Origin of the sequence: Pseudomonas anatoliensis, assembly GCF_017976235.1 — a bacterium.
Lineage (GTDB): Bacteria > Pseudomonadota > Gammaproteobacteria > Pseudomonadales > Pseudomonadaceae > Aquipseudomonas > Aquipseudomonas anatoliensis.
The window spans coordinates 636935-652464 of sequence record NZ_JACVHC010000004.1; the positions used below are offsets into that span (position 1 = coordinate 636935).

The 15530-nt window shown below is 58.1% G+C and carries 13 protein-coding genes; 4 read left to right on the plus strand and 9 right to left on the minus strand.

Annotated elements, in window-relative coordinates; all coding sequences use genetic code 11:
- Window positions 1-21: 21 nt before the first annotated feature.
- The 8 genes from rseP to rpsB form a co-directional block, all read right to left on the minus strand.
- Window positions 22-1374, minus strand: a complete 1353-nt coding sequence (gene rseP, locus ICA16_RS16695; RefSeq protein ID WP_150604709.1) for a sigma E protease regulator RseP — start codon at window positions 1372-1374, stop codon at window positions 22-24.
- A 54-nt stretch (window positions 1375-1428) separates the two neighbouring features.
- Window positions 1429-2619: a 1-deoxy-D-xylulose-5-phosphate reductoisomerase gene (ispC, locus tag ICA16_RS16700; protein WP_150604710.1), complete on the minus strand. Its 1191-nt coding sequence runs from the start codon at window positions 2617-2619 to the stop codon at window positions 1429-1431.
- Complete coding sequence (locus tag ICA16_RS16705) at window positions 2616-3422, minus strand: phosphatidate cytidylyltransferase (RefSeq protein ID WP_210701071.1); 807 nt, start codon at window positions 3420-3422, stop codon at window positions 2616-2618. The genes ispC and ICA16_RS16705 overlap by 4 nt, the downstream gene beginning before the upstream one ends.
- Window positions 3422-4177, minus strand: a complete 756-nt coding sequence (gene uppS, locus ICA16_RS16710) for a polyprenyl diphosphate synthase (RefSeq protein WP_042557877.1) — start codon at window positions 4175-4177, stop codon at window positions 3422-3424. The genes ICA16_RS16705 and uppS overlap by 1 nt, the downstream gene beginning before the upstream one ends.
- A 14-nt stretch (window positions 4178-4191) precedes the next feature.
- On the minus strand, window positions 4192-4749 hold the full coding sequence (gene frr, locus ICA16_RS16715) for a ribosome recycling factor (RefSeq protein ID WP_042557876.1): 558 nt from the start codon (window positions 4747-4749) through the stop codon (window positions 4192-4194).
- Complete coding sequence (gene pyrH / locus ICA16_RS16720; protein ID WP_003222124.1) at window positions 4746-5489, minus strand: UMP kinase; 744 nt, start codon at window positions 5487-5489, stop codon at window positions 4746-4748. Before pyrH ends, frr begins: the two co-directional genes overlap by 4 nt.
- Before the next feature lie 208 nt (window positions 5490-5697).
- Window positions 5698-6561 (minus strand): translation elongation factor Ts, encoded by an 864-nt coding sequence (gene tsf / locus ICA16_RS16725; protein WP_042557875.1) that lies wholly within the window; start codon window positions 6559-6561, stop codon window positions 5698-5700.
- A 192-nt stretch (window positions 6562-6753) separates the two neighbouring features.
- Window positions 6754-7494: a 30S ribosomal protein S2 gene (gene rpsB / locus ICA16_RS16730; RefSeq protein WP_042557874.1), complete on the minus strand. Its 741-nt coding sequence runs from the start codon at window positions 7492-7494 to the stop codon at window positions 6754-6756.
- 373 nt (window positions 7495-7867) lie between these two features.
- Between rpsB and map the strand changes: the two genes are divergently transcribed.
- The 4 genes from map to ICA16_RS16750 all read left to right on the plus strand — a co-directional run bounded on the left by map (window position 7868) and on the right by ICA16_RS16750 (window position 13774).
- Window positions 7868-8650, plus strand: a complete 783-nt coding sequence (map, locus tag ICA16_RS16735; protein ID WP_042557873.1) for a type I methionyl aminopeptidase — start codon at window positions 7868-7870, stop codon at window positions 8648-8650.
- Between the two features lie 40 nt (window positions 8651-8690).
- Window positions 8691-11393: a [protein-PII] uridylyltransferase gene (locus ICA16_RS16740; protein WP_150618106.1), complete on the plus strand. Its 2703-nt coding sequence runs from the start codon at window positions 8691-8693 to the stop codon at window positions 11391-11393.
- Between the two features lie 224 nt (window positions 11394-11617).
- Window positions 11618-12817 (plus strand): succinyldiaminopimelate transaminase, encoded by a 1200-nt coding sequence (gene dapC, locus ICA16_RS16745; RefSeq protein ID WP_150618107.1) that lies wholly within the window; start codon window positions 11618-11620, stop codon window positions 12815-12817.
- A gap of 255 nt (window positions 12818-13072) precedes the next feature.
- Window positions 13073-13774 (plus strand): M12 family metallopeptidase, encoded by a 702-nt coding sequence (locus ICA16_RS16750; RefSeq protein ID WP_150618108.1) that lies wholly within the window; start codon window positions 13073-13075, stop codon window positions 13772-13774.
- Here the strand turns inward: ICA16_RS16750 and ICA16_RS16755 are convergent.
- Window positions 13767-15398 carry a Na+/H+ antiporter gene (locus ICA16_RS16755; protein ID WP_210701072.1) on the minus strand — a complete coding sequence of 544 codons (1632 nt, stop codon included), beginning with the start codon at window positions 15396-15398 and terminating at the stop codon, window positions 13767-13769. The genes ICA16_RS16750 and ICA16_RS16755 overlap by 8 nt on opposite strands.
- Window positions 15399-15530 lie beyond the last annotated feature (132 nt).

Consider the following 15530-nt stretch of genomic DNA (forward strand, 5'->3'; position numbering starts at 1 on the left):
GATTCGCAATTCAGCGAAGCGTTACAGTCGACCCAGATCGTTGACCAGAGCAAGCAACATCACCCCGACCACCAAACTGATACCGATCTGTATCCCCCAACCTTGCACCCGATCCGACAAGGGACGACCACGCGCCCACTCGATCAGATAAAACAACAAATGCCCCCCATCCAGTACAGGAATGGGCAGCAAATTCAGAACACCCAGGCTAATACTCAGATAAGCAAGGAAATTCAGGAAATCAGCGACGCCCGACTGGGCAGAAGCGCCCGCCACTTTAGCAATGGTTATCGGTCCACTCAAGTTTTTTACCGAGAGCTCGCCGAACAGCATTTTCTTGAGCGAATCCAGCGTGAGGATGCTCATGGTCCAAGTGCGACGAGCACCCTCGCCAATCGCGGCCAACGGCCCATAACTGACTTCGCGGATCATCTCCGGCGGCCAGTCGATAGCTTTTACGCCTGCACCCAGATAACCGCTGGGCGCCTTGCTCTCACCGCGCGCCGCCAAGGTCACAGGGACGTCGATTTGAGCACCATCGCGCTCGACTCGCAGCAAGATTTTGGTATCAGGACGCGTACGAACGGTATCGACCACTTGTTGCCAGTCATTGAGCGCCTGACCGTCAAGAGACACCAGGCGATCACCGGTTTTCAGGCCAGCGGCCTGGGCCGGGCCTTTTGGATCAAGTTCGGCAAGTACAGGCGGCAAGGCTGGACGCCATGGACGAATCCCCAGAGAGCGGATCGGATCCGGCTCATCAGCACCCTTGAGCCACTCATCCAGCGTCAGTTCACGGGGCAAATCCGCCGTAGAGCCCTGCTCGCGCACCAGCACCTGCAACGAGCCGCTTTCGCCGAGCCGGCGAACCAGCTGCAAATTGACGGCAGCCCAGCCGGAAGTCGGCTCGCCATCGATCGCAACGATCTCCTGACCTGCACCCAAACCGGCCTTCGCGGCGATACTGCCGGATTCGACCGCACCGATAACCGGACGCACCTGCTCACTACCGAGCATCGCCAATACCCAGAAAAACACCAGGGCCAGTAGAAAGTTGGCGATAGGGCCGGCCGCGACAATAGCAATACGCTGGCGAACGGACTTGCGATTGAACGACTGATCGAGCTGATCAACCGGCACTTCGCCTTCGCGCTCGTCGAGCATCTTGACGTAGCCACCCAGCGGAATCGCAGCGATGACGAACTCGGTGCCTTGCTTGTCGTGCCAGCGCAGCAGCGGCATGCCAAAGCCTACGGAAAAGCGCAGAACCTTGACGCCACAGCGACGCGCGACCCAGAAGTGGCCGAATTCGTGAAAGGTGACCAGCACACCCAAGGCGATCAGGGTGCCGGCAATCATATAGAGCGCGCTCATCTACTTTCTCCGCAATCCCGTTCAGTGCTGCTTGAAACCATTGTGTTGCAAAACCTATCGATCGTGACGAGCCAACCATTGCTCGGCCAGAACTCGGGCCTTCGCGTCCGCCGTGAACACAGCATCGAGATCATCCAGCGCTACGACCGGCTCAAGACTCAAGACGTCCTCGATGATACTCGCGATTTCCAGGTAACGAACCCGTCCGTCGAGAAACGCGGCCACCGCTACTTCGTTGGCCGCATTGAGCATCGCCGGTGCACTGTCGCCCACCTCGGCCGCTTGCCGCGCCAGACGCAGGCACGGGAAGCGCTCTTCATCCGGCGCCTCGAAGTCCAGACGCGCAATCGCAAACAGATCCAGCGGCGCGACGCCGGAGTCGATACGCTCCGGCCAGGCCAGCGCGCTGGCGATCGGCGTGCGCATGTCAGGATTGCCCAACTGCGCCAGGACCGAACCGTCGACATAATCGACCAGCGAGTGAATCACGCTTTGCGGATGAATGACCACCTCGACCTGCGCCGGTTTTGCATCAAACAACCAGCAGGCCTCGATCAACTCAAGACCTTTGTTCATCATGCTGGCCGAATCCACGGAGATCTTGCGGCCCATCGACCAGTTCGGATGCGCACACGCCTGCTCAGGCGAAACATGTGCCAATTCACTCATGGGCGTCTGCCGGAACGGTCCACCAGAGGCTGTGAGTAAAATCCGACGGACACCGACCTTGCTTAATCCGGTGGCGAAATCCTGTGGCATGCACTGGAAAATCGCATTGTGTTCGCTGTCGATCGGCAGTAGCACCGAACCGCTCTTGCGTACGGCCTGCATGAACAAGGCGCCGGACATTACCAGCGCCTCTTTATTAGCCAGGAGAATCTTCTTGCCTGCTTCGACAGCAGCCAGCGTCGGACGTAGGCCAGCGGCACCCACAATCGCCGCCATGACCGCATCGACTTCCGGCGCAGAAGCGACCTGACACAAACCAGCCTCACCCACCAGCACACGGGTCGCCAGACCGGCTGCACGCAAATCGTCCTGCAAACCGCGAGCTGCTGTGACTTCCGGCACCACGGCAAATTGCGGCACGTGACGTATGCACAAGGCCAGCAATTCGCTGAGGCGCGTAAAACCGGTCAACGCGAACACCTGATAACGCTCAGGATGACGCGCAATCACATCAAGGGTGCTCAGACCAATCGAGCCGGTCGCGCCCAGAACGGTAATCAGTTGCGGGCGACTCACGGCGCAGCCATCCACAGCAACACGGCGAAGATCGGAATGGCCGCGGTCAGGCTGTCGATGCGATCAAGCACGCCGCCGTGACCGGGCAGCAGATTACTGCTGTCCTTGATGCCGGACTGACGCTTGAACATGCTTTCGGTCAGGTCTCCCACAACCGAAATAAACACGATCAGCGCAGCGCCAATCAGGCCCTTGAGCAACTCGGCCACCGTCCAGTCACGCACCAGACCGACAATCGCGGTGATCACCAGGCTCAGCGCCAGACCGCCGTAAACGCCTTCCCAGCTCTTGCCGGGGCTGACTTGAGGAGCCAACTTGCGCTTGCCGAATTTACGGCCAGAGAAATAGGCACCGATATCTGCGCCCCAGACCAACACCATGACCGCCATGATCAGCCAGTTACCCAGCGGGTATTGCTTGATCTGTACCAGTCCTTGCCAGGCAGGCAGCAGAATCAGCAAGCCGATCACCAGTTTGGTGGCGGCACTGGACCAATGCTCACTGGAACCTGGATAGGTCAGCACCAGATACGTCGCGACCGCCCACCACAGCACCGAAGCACCGAGCACCCAAGGTGCGAGACCGGGCAGCACATACATGACGAACAGCATCAATGCGACGACGGCAGCGAAACCAATGCGGAACGATTGTGCAGTGAAACCCGCCAGCCGCGCCCATTCCCAGGCGCCCAGGCTCACGACCAGCCCGATGAACAGCGCAAAACCGGAACCTTCAAGCAGGAAAAACCCGCACAAGGCGATCGGCAGCAGGATCAGCGCGGTGATGATTCGTTGTTTAAGCATTAAACCCGGGCTCCAGCTTCGACTTGTTCGCTCGTTTTACCGAAGCGACGTTGGCGCGAAGCGAAATCGGCCAGCGCGTTGCGCATGGCATCGTGTTTGAAGTCCGGCCAGAACAGGTCGGAGAAGTACAACTCGGCGTAAGCCAGTTGCCACAACAGGAAGTTGCTGATGCGGTGCTCGCCACCGGTGCGGATGCACAAATCCGGCAACGGCAGATCACCGGTTGCCAGACAGGTTTGCAGCAGATCCGGAGTGATGTCCTCCGGACGCAGATGCCCGGCCTGAACTTCACGTGCAAGACGCTGTGCAGCTTGTGCGATATCCCACTGACCGCCGTAATTGGCGGCAATCTGCAGGATAAAACGGTTGGCACCCGCGGTCATGGCCTCGGCTTCGCGCATCGCGACCTGAAGCTCCGGATGAAAGCGCGAGCGATCGCCAATAATGCGCAAGCTGATGTTGTTGTCGTTGAGGCGCTTGGCCTCACGACGCAGCGCCTTGAAGAACAGGTCCATCAAAGCGCTGACCTCATCGGCCGGGCGCTGCCAGTTTTCACTGGAGAAAGCGAACAGGGTGAGCACCTCGACCTTGGCCTCGGCACACACCTCGATTACCGCACGAACCGCATCCACGCCCGCCTTATGCCCGGCGACACCCGGCATAAAGCGTTTTTTCGCCCAGCGATTGTTGCCATCCATGATGATCGCGACATGGCGCGGCACCGCGGACGGCGCAGTCTGCTTGGTCTTGTCCATTAAAAACTCGACCCTTATACGGCCATCAAATCCGCTTCTTTCTGCTTGGTAGCCGCGTCGATATCAGCCTCAGCCTTGTCGGTGAGCTTCTGGATATCGGCAGCAGCGCGACGCTCTTCGTCTTCGCTGATTTCTTTGTCTTTAACCAGTTTCTTCAAATCACCCAGCGCATCGCGACGGATGTTGCGCACGGCAACACGAGCGTCTTCTGCGGCACTGCGTGCCTGCTTGGTGAAGCCCTTGCGGGTTTCTTCGGTCAGGGCAGGCATGGAGATCAGCAACAACTCGCCCAGGTTGGTCGGGTTGAGGTTCAGACCAGCGCTCTGGATTGCCTTGTCGACAGCCGCAAGCATGTTGCGCTCGAAAGCCACGACTTGCAGGGTGCGCGAGTCTTTAACGGTGATGTTGGCCACTTGGGTAATGGACGTATCAGCGCCGTAGTACGGGACCATTACGCTACCCAGAATGCTTGGGTGAGCCTTGCCGGTACGAATCTGACCAAATGCATGGGCCAGAGAGTCCAGGGATTTCTGCATACGCTCTTGAGCGTCTTTCTTGATTTCGTTGATCATTGTTGACCTTCCTCGATCAGGGTGCCTTCAGCGCCGCCATGCACGATGTTCAGCAGGGCGCCAGGCTTGTTCATGTTGAATACGCGCAGCGGCATCTTGTGGTCGCGGCACAGGCAAATAGCTGTCAGGTCCATTACACCCAGCTTGCGATCCAGTACTTCATCATAAGTCAGATGATCGAACTTCTCGGCATGCGGGTCTTTGAACGGATCTGCGGTGTAGACGCCATCCACCTTGGTCGCCTTGAGCACGACATCGGCATCGATTTCGATTGCACGCAGGCAGGCTGCCGAATCCGTGGTAAAGAACGGATTGCCGGTACCGGCTGCGAAAATCACGACGTCTTTGGAGTTCAGGTGACGCATGGCTTTGCGGCGATCATAGTGATCGGTCACGCCCACCATCGAAATGGCCGACATGACGATTGCCGAGATATTCGCACGTTCCAGCGCGTCGCGCATGGCCAGGGCGTTCATCACAGTGGCCAGCATGCCCATGTGGTCGCCTGTCACCCGATCCATACCGGCTTTGCTCAAGGCTTCGCCGCGGAACAGGTTGCCACCGCCGATCACCAGACCGACCTGTACGCCGATGCCGACCAGCTGGCCGACTTCCAGCGCCATCCGATCCAGCACTTTTGGATCGATCCCGAACTCTTCCGAGCCCATCAGGGCCTCGCCGCTAAGCTTGAGTAGAATGCGTTTATAGCGAGCCTGATAACCACTGCCCTGCTGAGCCATTGCGAATCTCTCCTGCGGCGTATTTAAAATTCTTTGCGAGCTGTTTTCAGCTGGCGTTCACTCTAGCTTGGCGCTGCTTCAGCGCCATCGGAACATGGCTTTGTAAGTCAGTTCCAAGTGGAAACCAATAAATAATTGGTTACCCCATCTGAAAAGAGGCTGCGCGCGTGAGCGGGCAGCCTCTTTCGGGCGACAGTTGAAAACCGTCTTACTGCTTGGCGGCAGCCAGCTGGGCAGCAACTTCTTCAGCGAAGTTGTCGACCGGCTTCTCGATGCCTTCGCCTACTTTGAAGTAGGTGAAGGAAACGATTTCAGCACCGGCTTTCTTGGCCAGGTCGCCGACCTTGATTTCAGGGTTCTTGACGAACGCCTGCTCAACCAGGCTCGCTTCAGCCAGGAACTTGCTGATACGGCCTTTGATCATGTTTTCAACGATGTTTTCTGGCTTGCCAGCGATCTTGTCAGCGTTCAGGCTCAGGAAAACGCCCTTCTCACGCTCAACCGCTTCAGCGGAAACTTCCGATGGCAGCAGGAATTCTGGGTTGGTCGCCGCTACGTGCATAGCGATGTCCTTGGCCAGCTCAACGTCGCCGCCTTTCAGAACAACTGCAACACCGATCTTGTTGCCGTGCAGGTAACCACCAACAACATCACCTTCAACGCGAACCAGACGACGGATGTTGACGTTTTCGCCAACCTTGCCGACCAGTACCAGGCGATCAGCTTCTTGCGATTCGATCAGAGGCTCAACAGTGGTCAGCTTCTCGTCGAATGCTTTTTTGACGCTGGCAGCAACGAATGCCTTGAAGTCGTCTTGCAGAGCGAGGAAGTCGGTCTGCGAGTTCACTTCCAGCAGAACAGCGGACTTGCCGTCTTCTACCAGAGCGATCGCGCCTTCAGCAGCTACGTTGCCGGCTTTCTTGGCGGCCTTGATGGCACCCGAAGCACGCATGTCGTCGATGGCTTTTTCGATGTCGCCGCCGGCCTTGGTCAAGGCCTTTTTGCAATCCATCATGCCTTCGCCGGTACGCTCACGCAGTTCTTTAACCAACGCTGCAGTAATCTCTGCCATTTTCAAATTCCTCTTGGATAGGTTTTCAACCATTCCACCCGATCGAACGGGCGTTCAATTCTTCCCGAATCACCCTTGTTAGCCGCTGCACGTTACAGATGCTGTAGCTGCGCTGTTAACAAATGGTTTTCGAGGTGGCAAAAAGGGGGCCAAGCCCCCTTTTTGCTTACTGAGTCAACGCCAGGGCGTCAATTACTCAGCTGCAGCTGCCGGAGCTTCTTCAGCTGCGAACTCTACAGTGCCGCCGCCAACATTGCTGCGACCACGGATAACAGCGTCAGCCATCGAACCCATGTACAGCTGGATAGCGCGGATTGCGTCATCGTTGCCTGGGATGATGTAGTCAACGCCTTCCGGGCTGCTGTTGGTATCGACAACGCCGATTACCGGGATGCCCAGCTTGTTGGCTTCGGTGATCGCGATGCGCTCGTGGTCAACGTCGATCACGAACAGTGCGTCTGGCAGACCGCCCATGTCCTTGATGCCGCCCAGCGAACGATCCAGCTTCTCAAGATCACGAGTGCGCATCAGCGCTTCTTTCTTGGTCAGCTTGGCGAAAGTACCGTCTTCGGCTTGAACTTCAAGGTCACGCAGACGCTTGATGGAAGCACGAATGGTTTTGAAGTTGGTCAGCATGCCGCCCAACCAGCGGTGATCGACGTACGGCGAACCGCAACGTGCTGCTTCTTCAGCAACGATCTTGCCAGCGGAACGCTTGGTGCCGACGAACAGAATCTTGTTTTTGCCCTGGGCCAGACGCTCTACGAAAGTCAGAGCTTCGTTGAACATTGGCAGGGTTTTTTCAAGGTTGATGATGTGAATCTTGTTACGCGCGCCGAAAATGTACTTACCCATTTTCGGGTTCCAGTAACGGGTTTGGTGACCGAAGTGCACACCGGCCTTCAGCATATCGCGCATATTGACTTGGGACATGATAGTTCCTTAATAAGTCGGGTTTGGCCTCCACGTATCCCAATGACCAACCAGTGGCATAAAGCCAAAAGCACCCAGGTCATCGTGTCGACACGTGTGTGGATTTAAGCCTTTCGGGGTATCCCCGGAAAGCGGCGCATTTTATATCACAAGGAAGGCAGAAACGGAACTCGAAATCTGCAATCACACCAAGGACATGGGCTCAGCCCCCTTGGAATCGGCGCCGCGGGCACCATTGTATAGACAGAAGCGATGCACGCAGGCGCGGATTTGCTCCTCTCGTCTGTTAGAATCGCGTTTTTCAGGGTCGCAAAATGTACACCTGCCGCCCTATCCGTATCAGCAAGCGCCGCCGAGCGCAAAGAGAGCCTGTATGACCGTCAACCTCAAAACTCCCGAGGACATCGCTGGCATGCGTGTCGCCGGCAAACTGGCCGCCGATGTGCTGGAAATGATTGCCGAACACGTCAAACCGGGCGTTACCACCGATCAACTGAACCAGATCTGCCACGACTACATCGTCGACGTGCAGCAGGCCATCCCTGCCCCGCTCAACTACAAGGGCTATCCGAAGTCGATCTGCACCTCGATCAACCACGTCGTCTGCCACGGCATCCCGAACGACAAGCCGCTGAAAAACGGCGACACCCTGAACATCGACGTCACCGTGATCAAGGACGGTTACCACGGCGATACCAGCCGCATGTTCCATGTCGGCGAAGTCCCGGTATGGGCTGAGCGCCTGTCGCAAATCACCCAGGAATGCATGTACAAGGCGATCGAAATCGTCAAACCTGGCTGCCGCCTCGGCGACATCGGTGAAGTCATCCAGAAACACGCGGAAAAGAACGGCTTCTCGGTGGTTCGCGAGTTCTGTGGCCACGGCATCGGCAAGGTGTTCCACGAAGAGCCGCAGATCCTGCACTACGGCCGCGCCGGTACTGGCATGGAACTGAAGGCCGGCATGACCTTCACCATCGAGCCGATGATCAATCAGGGCAAGGCCGACACCAAGGTATTGGGCGACGGCTGGACCGCGATCACCAAGGACCGCAAGCTCTCGGCCCAGTGGGAACACACCCTGCTGGTCACCGACACCGGCTACGAGATCTTCACCCTGCGTGCCGATGACACCATTCCACGCATCTCGGCCTGATCCACAAACGCTCCCAGCCTTATAGAAGGAAAGCCAATCGATGCCGCAGGTGGATCCCGAACTCTTCGACCGTGGCCAGTTCCAGGCTGAGCTGGCCCTGAAAGCGAGCCCCATCGCCGCCTTCAAGAAGGCGATTCGCCAGGCCCGCGACGTGCTCGACGCACGTTTTCGCAGTGGTCGTGATATTCGGCGGCTGATCGAGGACCGTGCCTGGTTCGTCGACAATATCCTGCAAAAGGCCTGGGAGCAGTTCAACTGGAGCGAAGACGCGGACATCGCGCTGGTCGCAGTCGGCGGCTACGGCCGGGGTGAATTGCACCCCTATTCCGACATCGATTTGCTGATCCTGCTGGACAGCGCCGATCACGAAGTTTTCCGCGATTCCATCGAGCGGTTTCTCACCTTGCTGTGGGACATCGGCCTGGAAGTCGGTCAGAGCGTTCGCTCGGTGGACGAGTGCGCGCAAGAGGCGCGCGCCGACCTGACCGTGGTCACCAACCTCATGGAAAGCCGCACCATCAGCGGCCCCGAACGTTTGCGCCAACGCATGCTCGACGTCACCAGCACTGCGCACATGTGGCCGGCCAAGGAATTTTTCCTGGCCAAACGCGCCGAGCAGAAGGCTCGTCACCACAAGTACAACGATACCGAATACAACCTGGAACCCAACGTCAAAGGCTCGCCCGGTGGACTACGGGATATTCAGACGATTCTGTGGGTCGCCCGTCGTCAGTACGGCACGCTGAATTTACGTGCACTCGCTGGCGAAGGTTTTCTGGTGGAGAGCGAAAACGCGTTGCTCGCGTCCTCTCAGGAATTTCTCTGGAAGGTGCGCTACGCCCTGCACATGCTCGCCGGACGCTCCGAAGACCGTCTGCTGTTCGATCATCAGCGTTCGATTGCGACGCTGCTGGGGTTCGAAGGCGATGACGCCAAGCACAGCATCGAAAACTTCATGCAGCAGTATTACCGGGTGGTCATGAGCATCGCCCAGCTCAGCGACCTGATCATCCAGCACTTCGAGGAAGTCATCCTCGCGCCGGAAGACGAAGCGCCGCCGCAGCCGATCAATTCGCGCTTCCAGCTACATGACGGCTACATCGAAGCGCGCAACGACAATGTGTTCCGCCGCACCCCGTTCGCCATGCTCGAGATATTCGTGCTGATGGCCCAGCAGCCGGAAATCAAAGGCGTGCGCGCCGACACCATCCGCCTGCTGCGCGAGCATCGTCACCTGATCGACGACGATTTCCGCAACGACATCCGCAACACCAGCCTGTTTATCGAGCTGTTCAAATGCAAGATCGGCATCCATCGCAATCTGCGACGGATGAACCGTTACGGCATTCTCGGGCGCTATCTGCCGGAGTTCGGTTTTATCGTCGGGCAGATGCAGCACGACCTGTTCCACATTTATACGGTCGATGCGCACACGCTGAACCTGATCAAACACCTGCGTAAGTTGCAGTACACCCAGGTGTCGGAAAAATTCCCGCTGGCCAGCAAGCTCATGGCCAAGCTGCCGAAACCCGAGCTGATTTATCTCGCCGGCCTGTATCACGACATCGGCAAGGGCCGGCATGGCGATCACTCGGAGATCGGCGCGATAGATGCCGAGGCGTTCTGCCAGCGCCATCAGTTGCCGGTGTGGGATAGCCGCCTGATCGTCTGGCTGGTGCAGAACCACCTGGTGATGTCGACCACCGCTCAGCGCAAGGATTTGTCGGACCCGCAGGTAATCCACGATTTCGCGCAGGCGGTCGGTGATGAAACCCGCCTCGACTATCTGTACGTGCTGACCGTGGCTGACATCAACGCTACCAACCCGACGCTGTGGAACTCGTGGCGCGCCAGTCTGTTGCGCCAGCTCTACACCGAAACCAAGCGGGCCTTGCGTCGCGGCCTGGAGAACCCGGTGGATCGCGAAGAGCAGATCCGCCAGACCCAGAGTGCGGCACTCGACATCCTCGTGCGCGGCGGCACTGATCCGGACGACGTCGAACAATTGTGGGCGCAACTGGGCGACGACTATTTTCTGCGCCACACCGCCGGCGACGTGGCCTGGCACAGCGATGCGATCCTCCAGCAACCCGTCGATGGCGGGCCGTTGGTGTTGATCAAGGAAACCACCCAGCGCGAGTTCGAGGGCGGCACACAGATCTTCATTTATGCGCCGGACCAGCACGACTTCTTCGCGGTGACCGTGGCGGCAATGGATCAGCTCAACCTGAACATTCACGACGCCCGGGTTATCACCTCGAGCAGCCAGTTCACCCTCGACACCTACATCGTGCTCGACAACGATGGCGAATCCATCGGCGACAACCCTGTGCGGATCAAGCAGATCCGCGACGGTTTGACCGACGCTCTGCGCAATCCGGACGACTACCCGACGATCATTCAGCGCCGGGTGCCGCGCCAGCTCAAGCATTTCGCGTTCGCGCCGCAGGTCACTATCCACAACGACGCGCAACGTCCGGTCACCGTGCTGGAATTGACCGCACCTGACCGACCGGGTCTGCTGGCGCGGATCGGCGGAATCTTTCTGGAGTTCGACCTGTCGCTGCAAAACGCCAAGATTGCAACATTGGGCGAACGAGTGGAGGACGTGTTCTTTATTACTGATGCGAAAAATCAGCCTTTGTCCGATCCGCTGCTGTGCAGCCGTTTGCAGGATGCGATTGTCGAGCAGTTGAGCGTCAGCCACGAACCCGATATCAATCTTTCGCGTATCAGTATTTGATTTGAATTAACCATTTCCCCGGTAGACACAGACGTATGTGACGGTTTTTCTGTGGCGAGGGGATTTACCCCCGATGGGTCGCGAAGCGTCCCCAAATCAGCCATCACGGTGTACCACGTACTCCGCATTCAATGATTTGCGACTGCTGCGCAGCCGATCGGGGATAAATCCCCTCACCACATATCTCTAATTACAGACCTCTCCCCACATTGAACGAGGCCCGCATGAACAACGCTCTGAACCAGCTCCAGCCCTACCCGTTCGAGAAGCTCCGCGCCCTGCTCGGCACCGTGACCCCGACCCCGGACAAGCGCCCGATCGCGCTGTCCATCGGTGAGCCGAAACACCGTTCGCCAGGCTTCGTCGCCGAAACGCTGGCCAACAGCCTGGATCAGATGGCGGTGTATCCAACCACGCTCGGCATCCCGGCCCTGCGCGAAGCCATCGCCGGCTGGTGCGAACGCCGCTTCGGCGTCCCGAGCGGCTGGATCGACCCGGCGCGCAACGTGCTACCGGTCAATGGCACCCGTGAAGCGTTGTTCGCCTTCACCCAGACTGTGGTCAACCGTGGCGACGACGCGCTTGTAGTCAGCCCGAACCCGTTCTATCAGATCTACGAAGGCGCGGCGTTCCTGGCCGGCGCCAAACCGCATTACCTGCCGTGCCTGGACGATAACGGTTTCAATCCGGATTTCGACGCTGTTTCAGCGGACATCTGGAAGCGTTGCCAGATTCTGTTCCTGTGCTCGCCGGGCAACCCGACCGGTGCGCTGATTCCGGTCGACACCCTGAAAAAACTCATCGCCCTGGCGGATGAACACGACTTCGTGATCGCCGCCGACGAGTGCTACAGCGAACTGTACTTCGACGAGCAGACCCCGCCGCCAGGCCTGCTCAGCGCGTGCGTGGAACTGGGTCGCAAGGATTTCAAACGTTGCGTGGTGTTCCATAGCCTGTCCAAGCGCTCGAACCTGCCCGGCTTGCGTTCCGGCTTCGTCGCCGGCGATGCCGAGATCCTCAAGGGCTTCCTGCTGTATCGCACCTATCACGGCTGCGCGATGCCGGTTCAGACCCAACTGGCCAGCGTTGCCGCGTGGAATGACGAAGAGCATGTACGCGCCAACCGCACCTTGTACCGCGAGAAGTTCGACGCGGTACTGGAAATCCTCAGTCCGGTGATGGATGTGCAGCGTCCAGATGGCAGCTTTTATTTGTGGCCAAACGTGAAAGGTGACGACGCGGCGTTCTGCCGGGATCTGTTTGCCGAAGAACATGTGACCGTAGTGCCGGGCTCGTATCTGTCGCGCGATGTCGATGGCGTCAATCCGGGCGCCGGCCGCGTTCGAATGGCGCTGGTAGCGCCTTTGGCGGAGTGTGTTGAAGCCGCCGAACGGATTCGCGCCTTTATTACTCGTCAACAGTAAGCATGAAGGTCCGCGCCAGGCAACCTGGCGCGGACATTGATCCAGCGTGCTACAGCCACCTACGACGAACACGCCTATAACTTGCCTGCCAATACATCACGACTCCCTTCAAACACCCCACCGCCACAAATCCAGTCAAAACGAATGTTCACAGCATAAAGTTACAACATCCGCCCCCTGATACCTTTCAAATACATTAACTTCATTGCCCTGCCACACTGCCGCAAACACTCAGACCCAACACGGATGTTGATCATGCACTATGTAAAACAATTAACGACGCCATCGACTCAGGAACAGAATACCGCCGCGATATCCGAAGGACGGCCCAAACGCTCAGTGGCATCCAGCAAGTTATGGGAAAACGCCAGCACCCTGAAAATATCGTTTATGCCAGAGGTGCCCAATGAACTCAGATATCGTATAGAGCGTGTCATTCGGCAATGGGAGCCTTTTATCAGCCTTGCGATAGAACTCGTGGATGATGGCGAAGGTGACATTCGCATTGCAGTCGGCAGTAAACAAAGCGAGTCAATGGTTGGTACCGACGCACTCCGCGCGGATAAAAAAACAGCGACTCTGAAAATCGCTGTCAAGCCGGACGATTCAGACTTTGATCGAACAATGCTTCATGAGTTTGGCCATGCATTAGGTTTCCAGCATGCCCACTTGCATCCCGAAGCCAATATTCAATGGAACAAACCCGCGATCTACAAGTATTTCACCGAGAGCCATGGATGGAGTAACAAGGACGTTGATCGCAATCTGTTTTATATCAACGAATGGATGATTATTTATGGCACCTACGATAAAGATTCGATCATGCATTACCAGATCGCCAGTTTCATGACTCGAAACAATTGGGAAACAGGGATCAACCAGACGCTCAGCGAAGGCGACAAGGCCTTCGCCAGAGCGATTTATCCACCTATCGATTACGGTGACCTGTCTATTTGACTTGTCCTAGGTTGGCCTCACTCAGGTCGAGCTCCCCCAGCACTTCCCTGAGCACATCATCACCAATCTGATGTTGTCGGCTGAGGCTATACAACTCCAGGCGTTGCGCGCGCAGCGCCTTGAGACGTAAACGGCGCTCCAGCAGATCCATCTGGAATGCCAGCGCCTGGGCTTCGGCGGAGTCGTTGAACACATCCAGCTGATGACGATACTCGGACATGATGCGCGCCTTGAGTTCCGCCGCCAGTGCTGCCTGCGCGGCGTCCTGCGGGGCAAGCTCTTCGGTTTCCAGCGAGTGAATGGCCGCCTCGGCGGTCTTGCGCCAGGCATCACGAACTTCCTGCCGGCGCTTGTCGTCCGGGCTCTTCTGGATGCCGCGCAGCAACAGTGGCAGTGCGATGCACGCCGAGACCAGCGAAAGCAAAATCACCCCCGCGGCGATAAAAATCAGCAGATCACGCTCGGGGAACGCATCCGCTCCCATCAGCATCGGCACCGACATCACACCCGCCAGCGTCACCGCCCCGCGCACTCCGCCAACCGTCAGCAGCCAGCAGGATCGCGCAGTTGGCACTTGCGTCAGAGCACCTTTGCCGCGCAGACGCCGCAACAACACCGACAGGCGCCAAATGCTCTGCACCCAGATGAACCGCAGCACCACCAGCGCGAGGAATATCGCCACCACGTCGAGGCAGCGGTAAAACAGCGTCGGCCAGAGTGTCGATTCATGGCTGACCACGGCCTTGATGATGTCGGGCAGTTGCAGGCCCAGAAGCAGGAAGATCAGACCGTTAAAGGCAAACTCCAGCAGCGACCAGACGCTGCGATTGAGCAGTCGAGTGCTGGTCTGGCGCGGCAGCAGGTCGAGCCAGCTCTGCATCATCCCCGCCGCCACCGCGGAGAGAATGCCCGAGGCGCCAAGGCGTTCGGCCAACACATAAGCCGCAAACGGCAGCAGCAACATGAAGACGACGTGGGTCGCGGGATCATCCCACCCGCGAGTGATCATCCACGACCGCAAACGCCCGACCAGCCAACTCAGCGCCACACCGACGGCCAGGCCGCCGACCGCCACCAATACGAATGTCAAACTGGCGGTGGCCAGCGAGAACACGCCCGTCACCGCAGCGGCCAAAGCAAACTTGAACGTCACCAGACCCGACGCATCGTTCATCAGTGCTTCGCCCTGAAGCATGTGCATCAGCGGCGTCGGCAGGCGATTTTGCGAAATCGCCGAAACAGCCACCGCGTCCGTTGGCGACAACACGGCAGCCAACGCGAATGCCACCGGCAGCGGAATTGTCGGCAATAACCAATGAATGAAGTACCCGGCTCCAACCACCGTAAACAGCACCAGCCCGACGGCCAATGTCAGGATCGGGCCACGCAGGTGCCAGAGTTCGCGTTTGGGCATGCGCCAACCGTCGGAGAACAGCAGCGGCGGCAGGAACAGAAACAGGAATAGTTCGGGATCCAGCGCCACGTGCAAACCGAGGGTCGGCCAGGCCAGCAAGGCGCCAGCGGCAATTTGCACAAGAGGCAGCGGCAGCGGGATGACCCGTCCGACCAGACGCGAGACGCTGACGAGCATCAGCAGGATCAGGACGGTGTAAGCGGTTTGCATAAATCAGAATCTCGGACAATCGACAGCGTTGAACTGCCATATTAGCCGTTTAGGCTGCGCCTGACCGTTGCACCTATGTCGCACGCCGACACTGATCCCCGTGTAGGAGCTGCGGCACGCTGCGATCTTTTG

Coding starts and splice junctions, on each gene's coding strand:
- rseP (WP_150604709.1), bottom strand. CDS start 1,374: ATGAGCGCGCTCTATATGATTGCCGGCACCCTGATCGCCTTGGGTGTG.
- ICA16_RS16705 (WP_210701071.1), bottom strand. CDS start 3,422: ATGCTTAAACAACGAATCATCACCGCGCTGATCCTGCTGCCGATCGCC.
- uppS (WP_042557877.1), bottom strand. CDS start 4,177: ATGGACAAGACCAAGCAGACTGCGCCGTCCGCGGTGCCGCGCCATGTC.
- frr (WP_042557876.1), bottom strand. CDS start 4,749: ATGATCAACGAAATCAAGAAAGACGCTCAAGAGCGTATGCAGAAATCC.
- pyrH (WP_003222124.1), bottom strand. CDS start 5,489: ATGGCTCAGCAGGGCAGTGGTTATCAGGCTCGCTATAAACGCATTCTA.
- tsf (WP_042557875.1), bottom strand. CDS start 6,561: ATGGCAGAGATTACTGCAGCGTTGGTTAAAGAACTGCGTGAGCGTACC.
- rpsB (WP_042557874.1), bottom strand. CDS start 7,494: ATGTCCCAAGTCAATATGCGCGATATGCTGAAGGCCGGTGTGCACTTC.
- map (WP_042557873.1), top strand. CDS start 7,868: ATGACCGTCAACCTCAAAACTCCCGAGGACATCGCTGGCATGCGTGTC.
- ICA16_RS16740 (WP_150618106.1), top strand. CDS start 8,691: ATGCCGCAGGTGGATCCCGAACTCTTCGACCGTGGCCAGTTCCAGGCT.
- dapC (WP_150618107.1), top strand. CDS start 11,618: ATGAACAACGCTCTGAACCAGCTCCAGCCCTACCCGTTCGAGAAGCTC.
- ICA16_RS16750 (WP_150618108.1), top strand. CDS start 13,073: ATGCACTATGTAAAACAATTAACGACGCCATCGACTCAGGAACAGAAT.
- ICA16_RS16755 (WP_210701072.1), bottom strand. CDS start 15,398: ATGCAAACCGCTTACACCGTCCTGATCCTGCTGATGCTCGTCAGCGTC.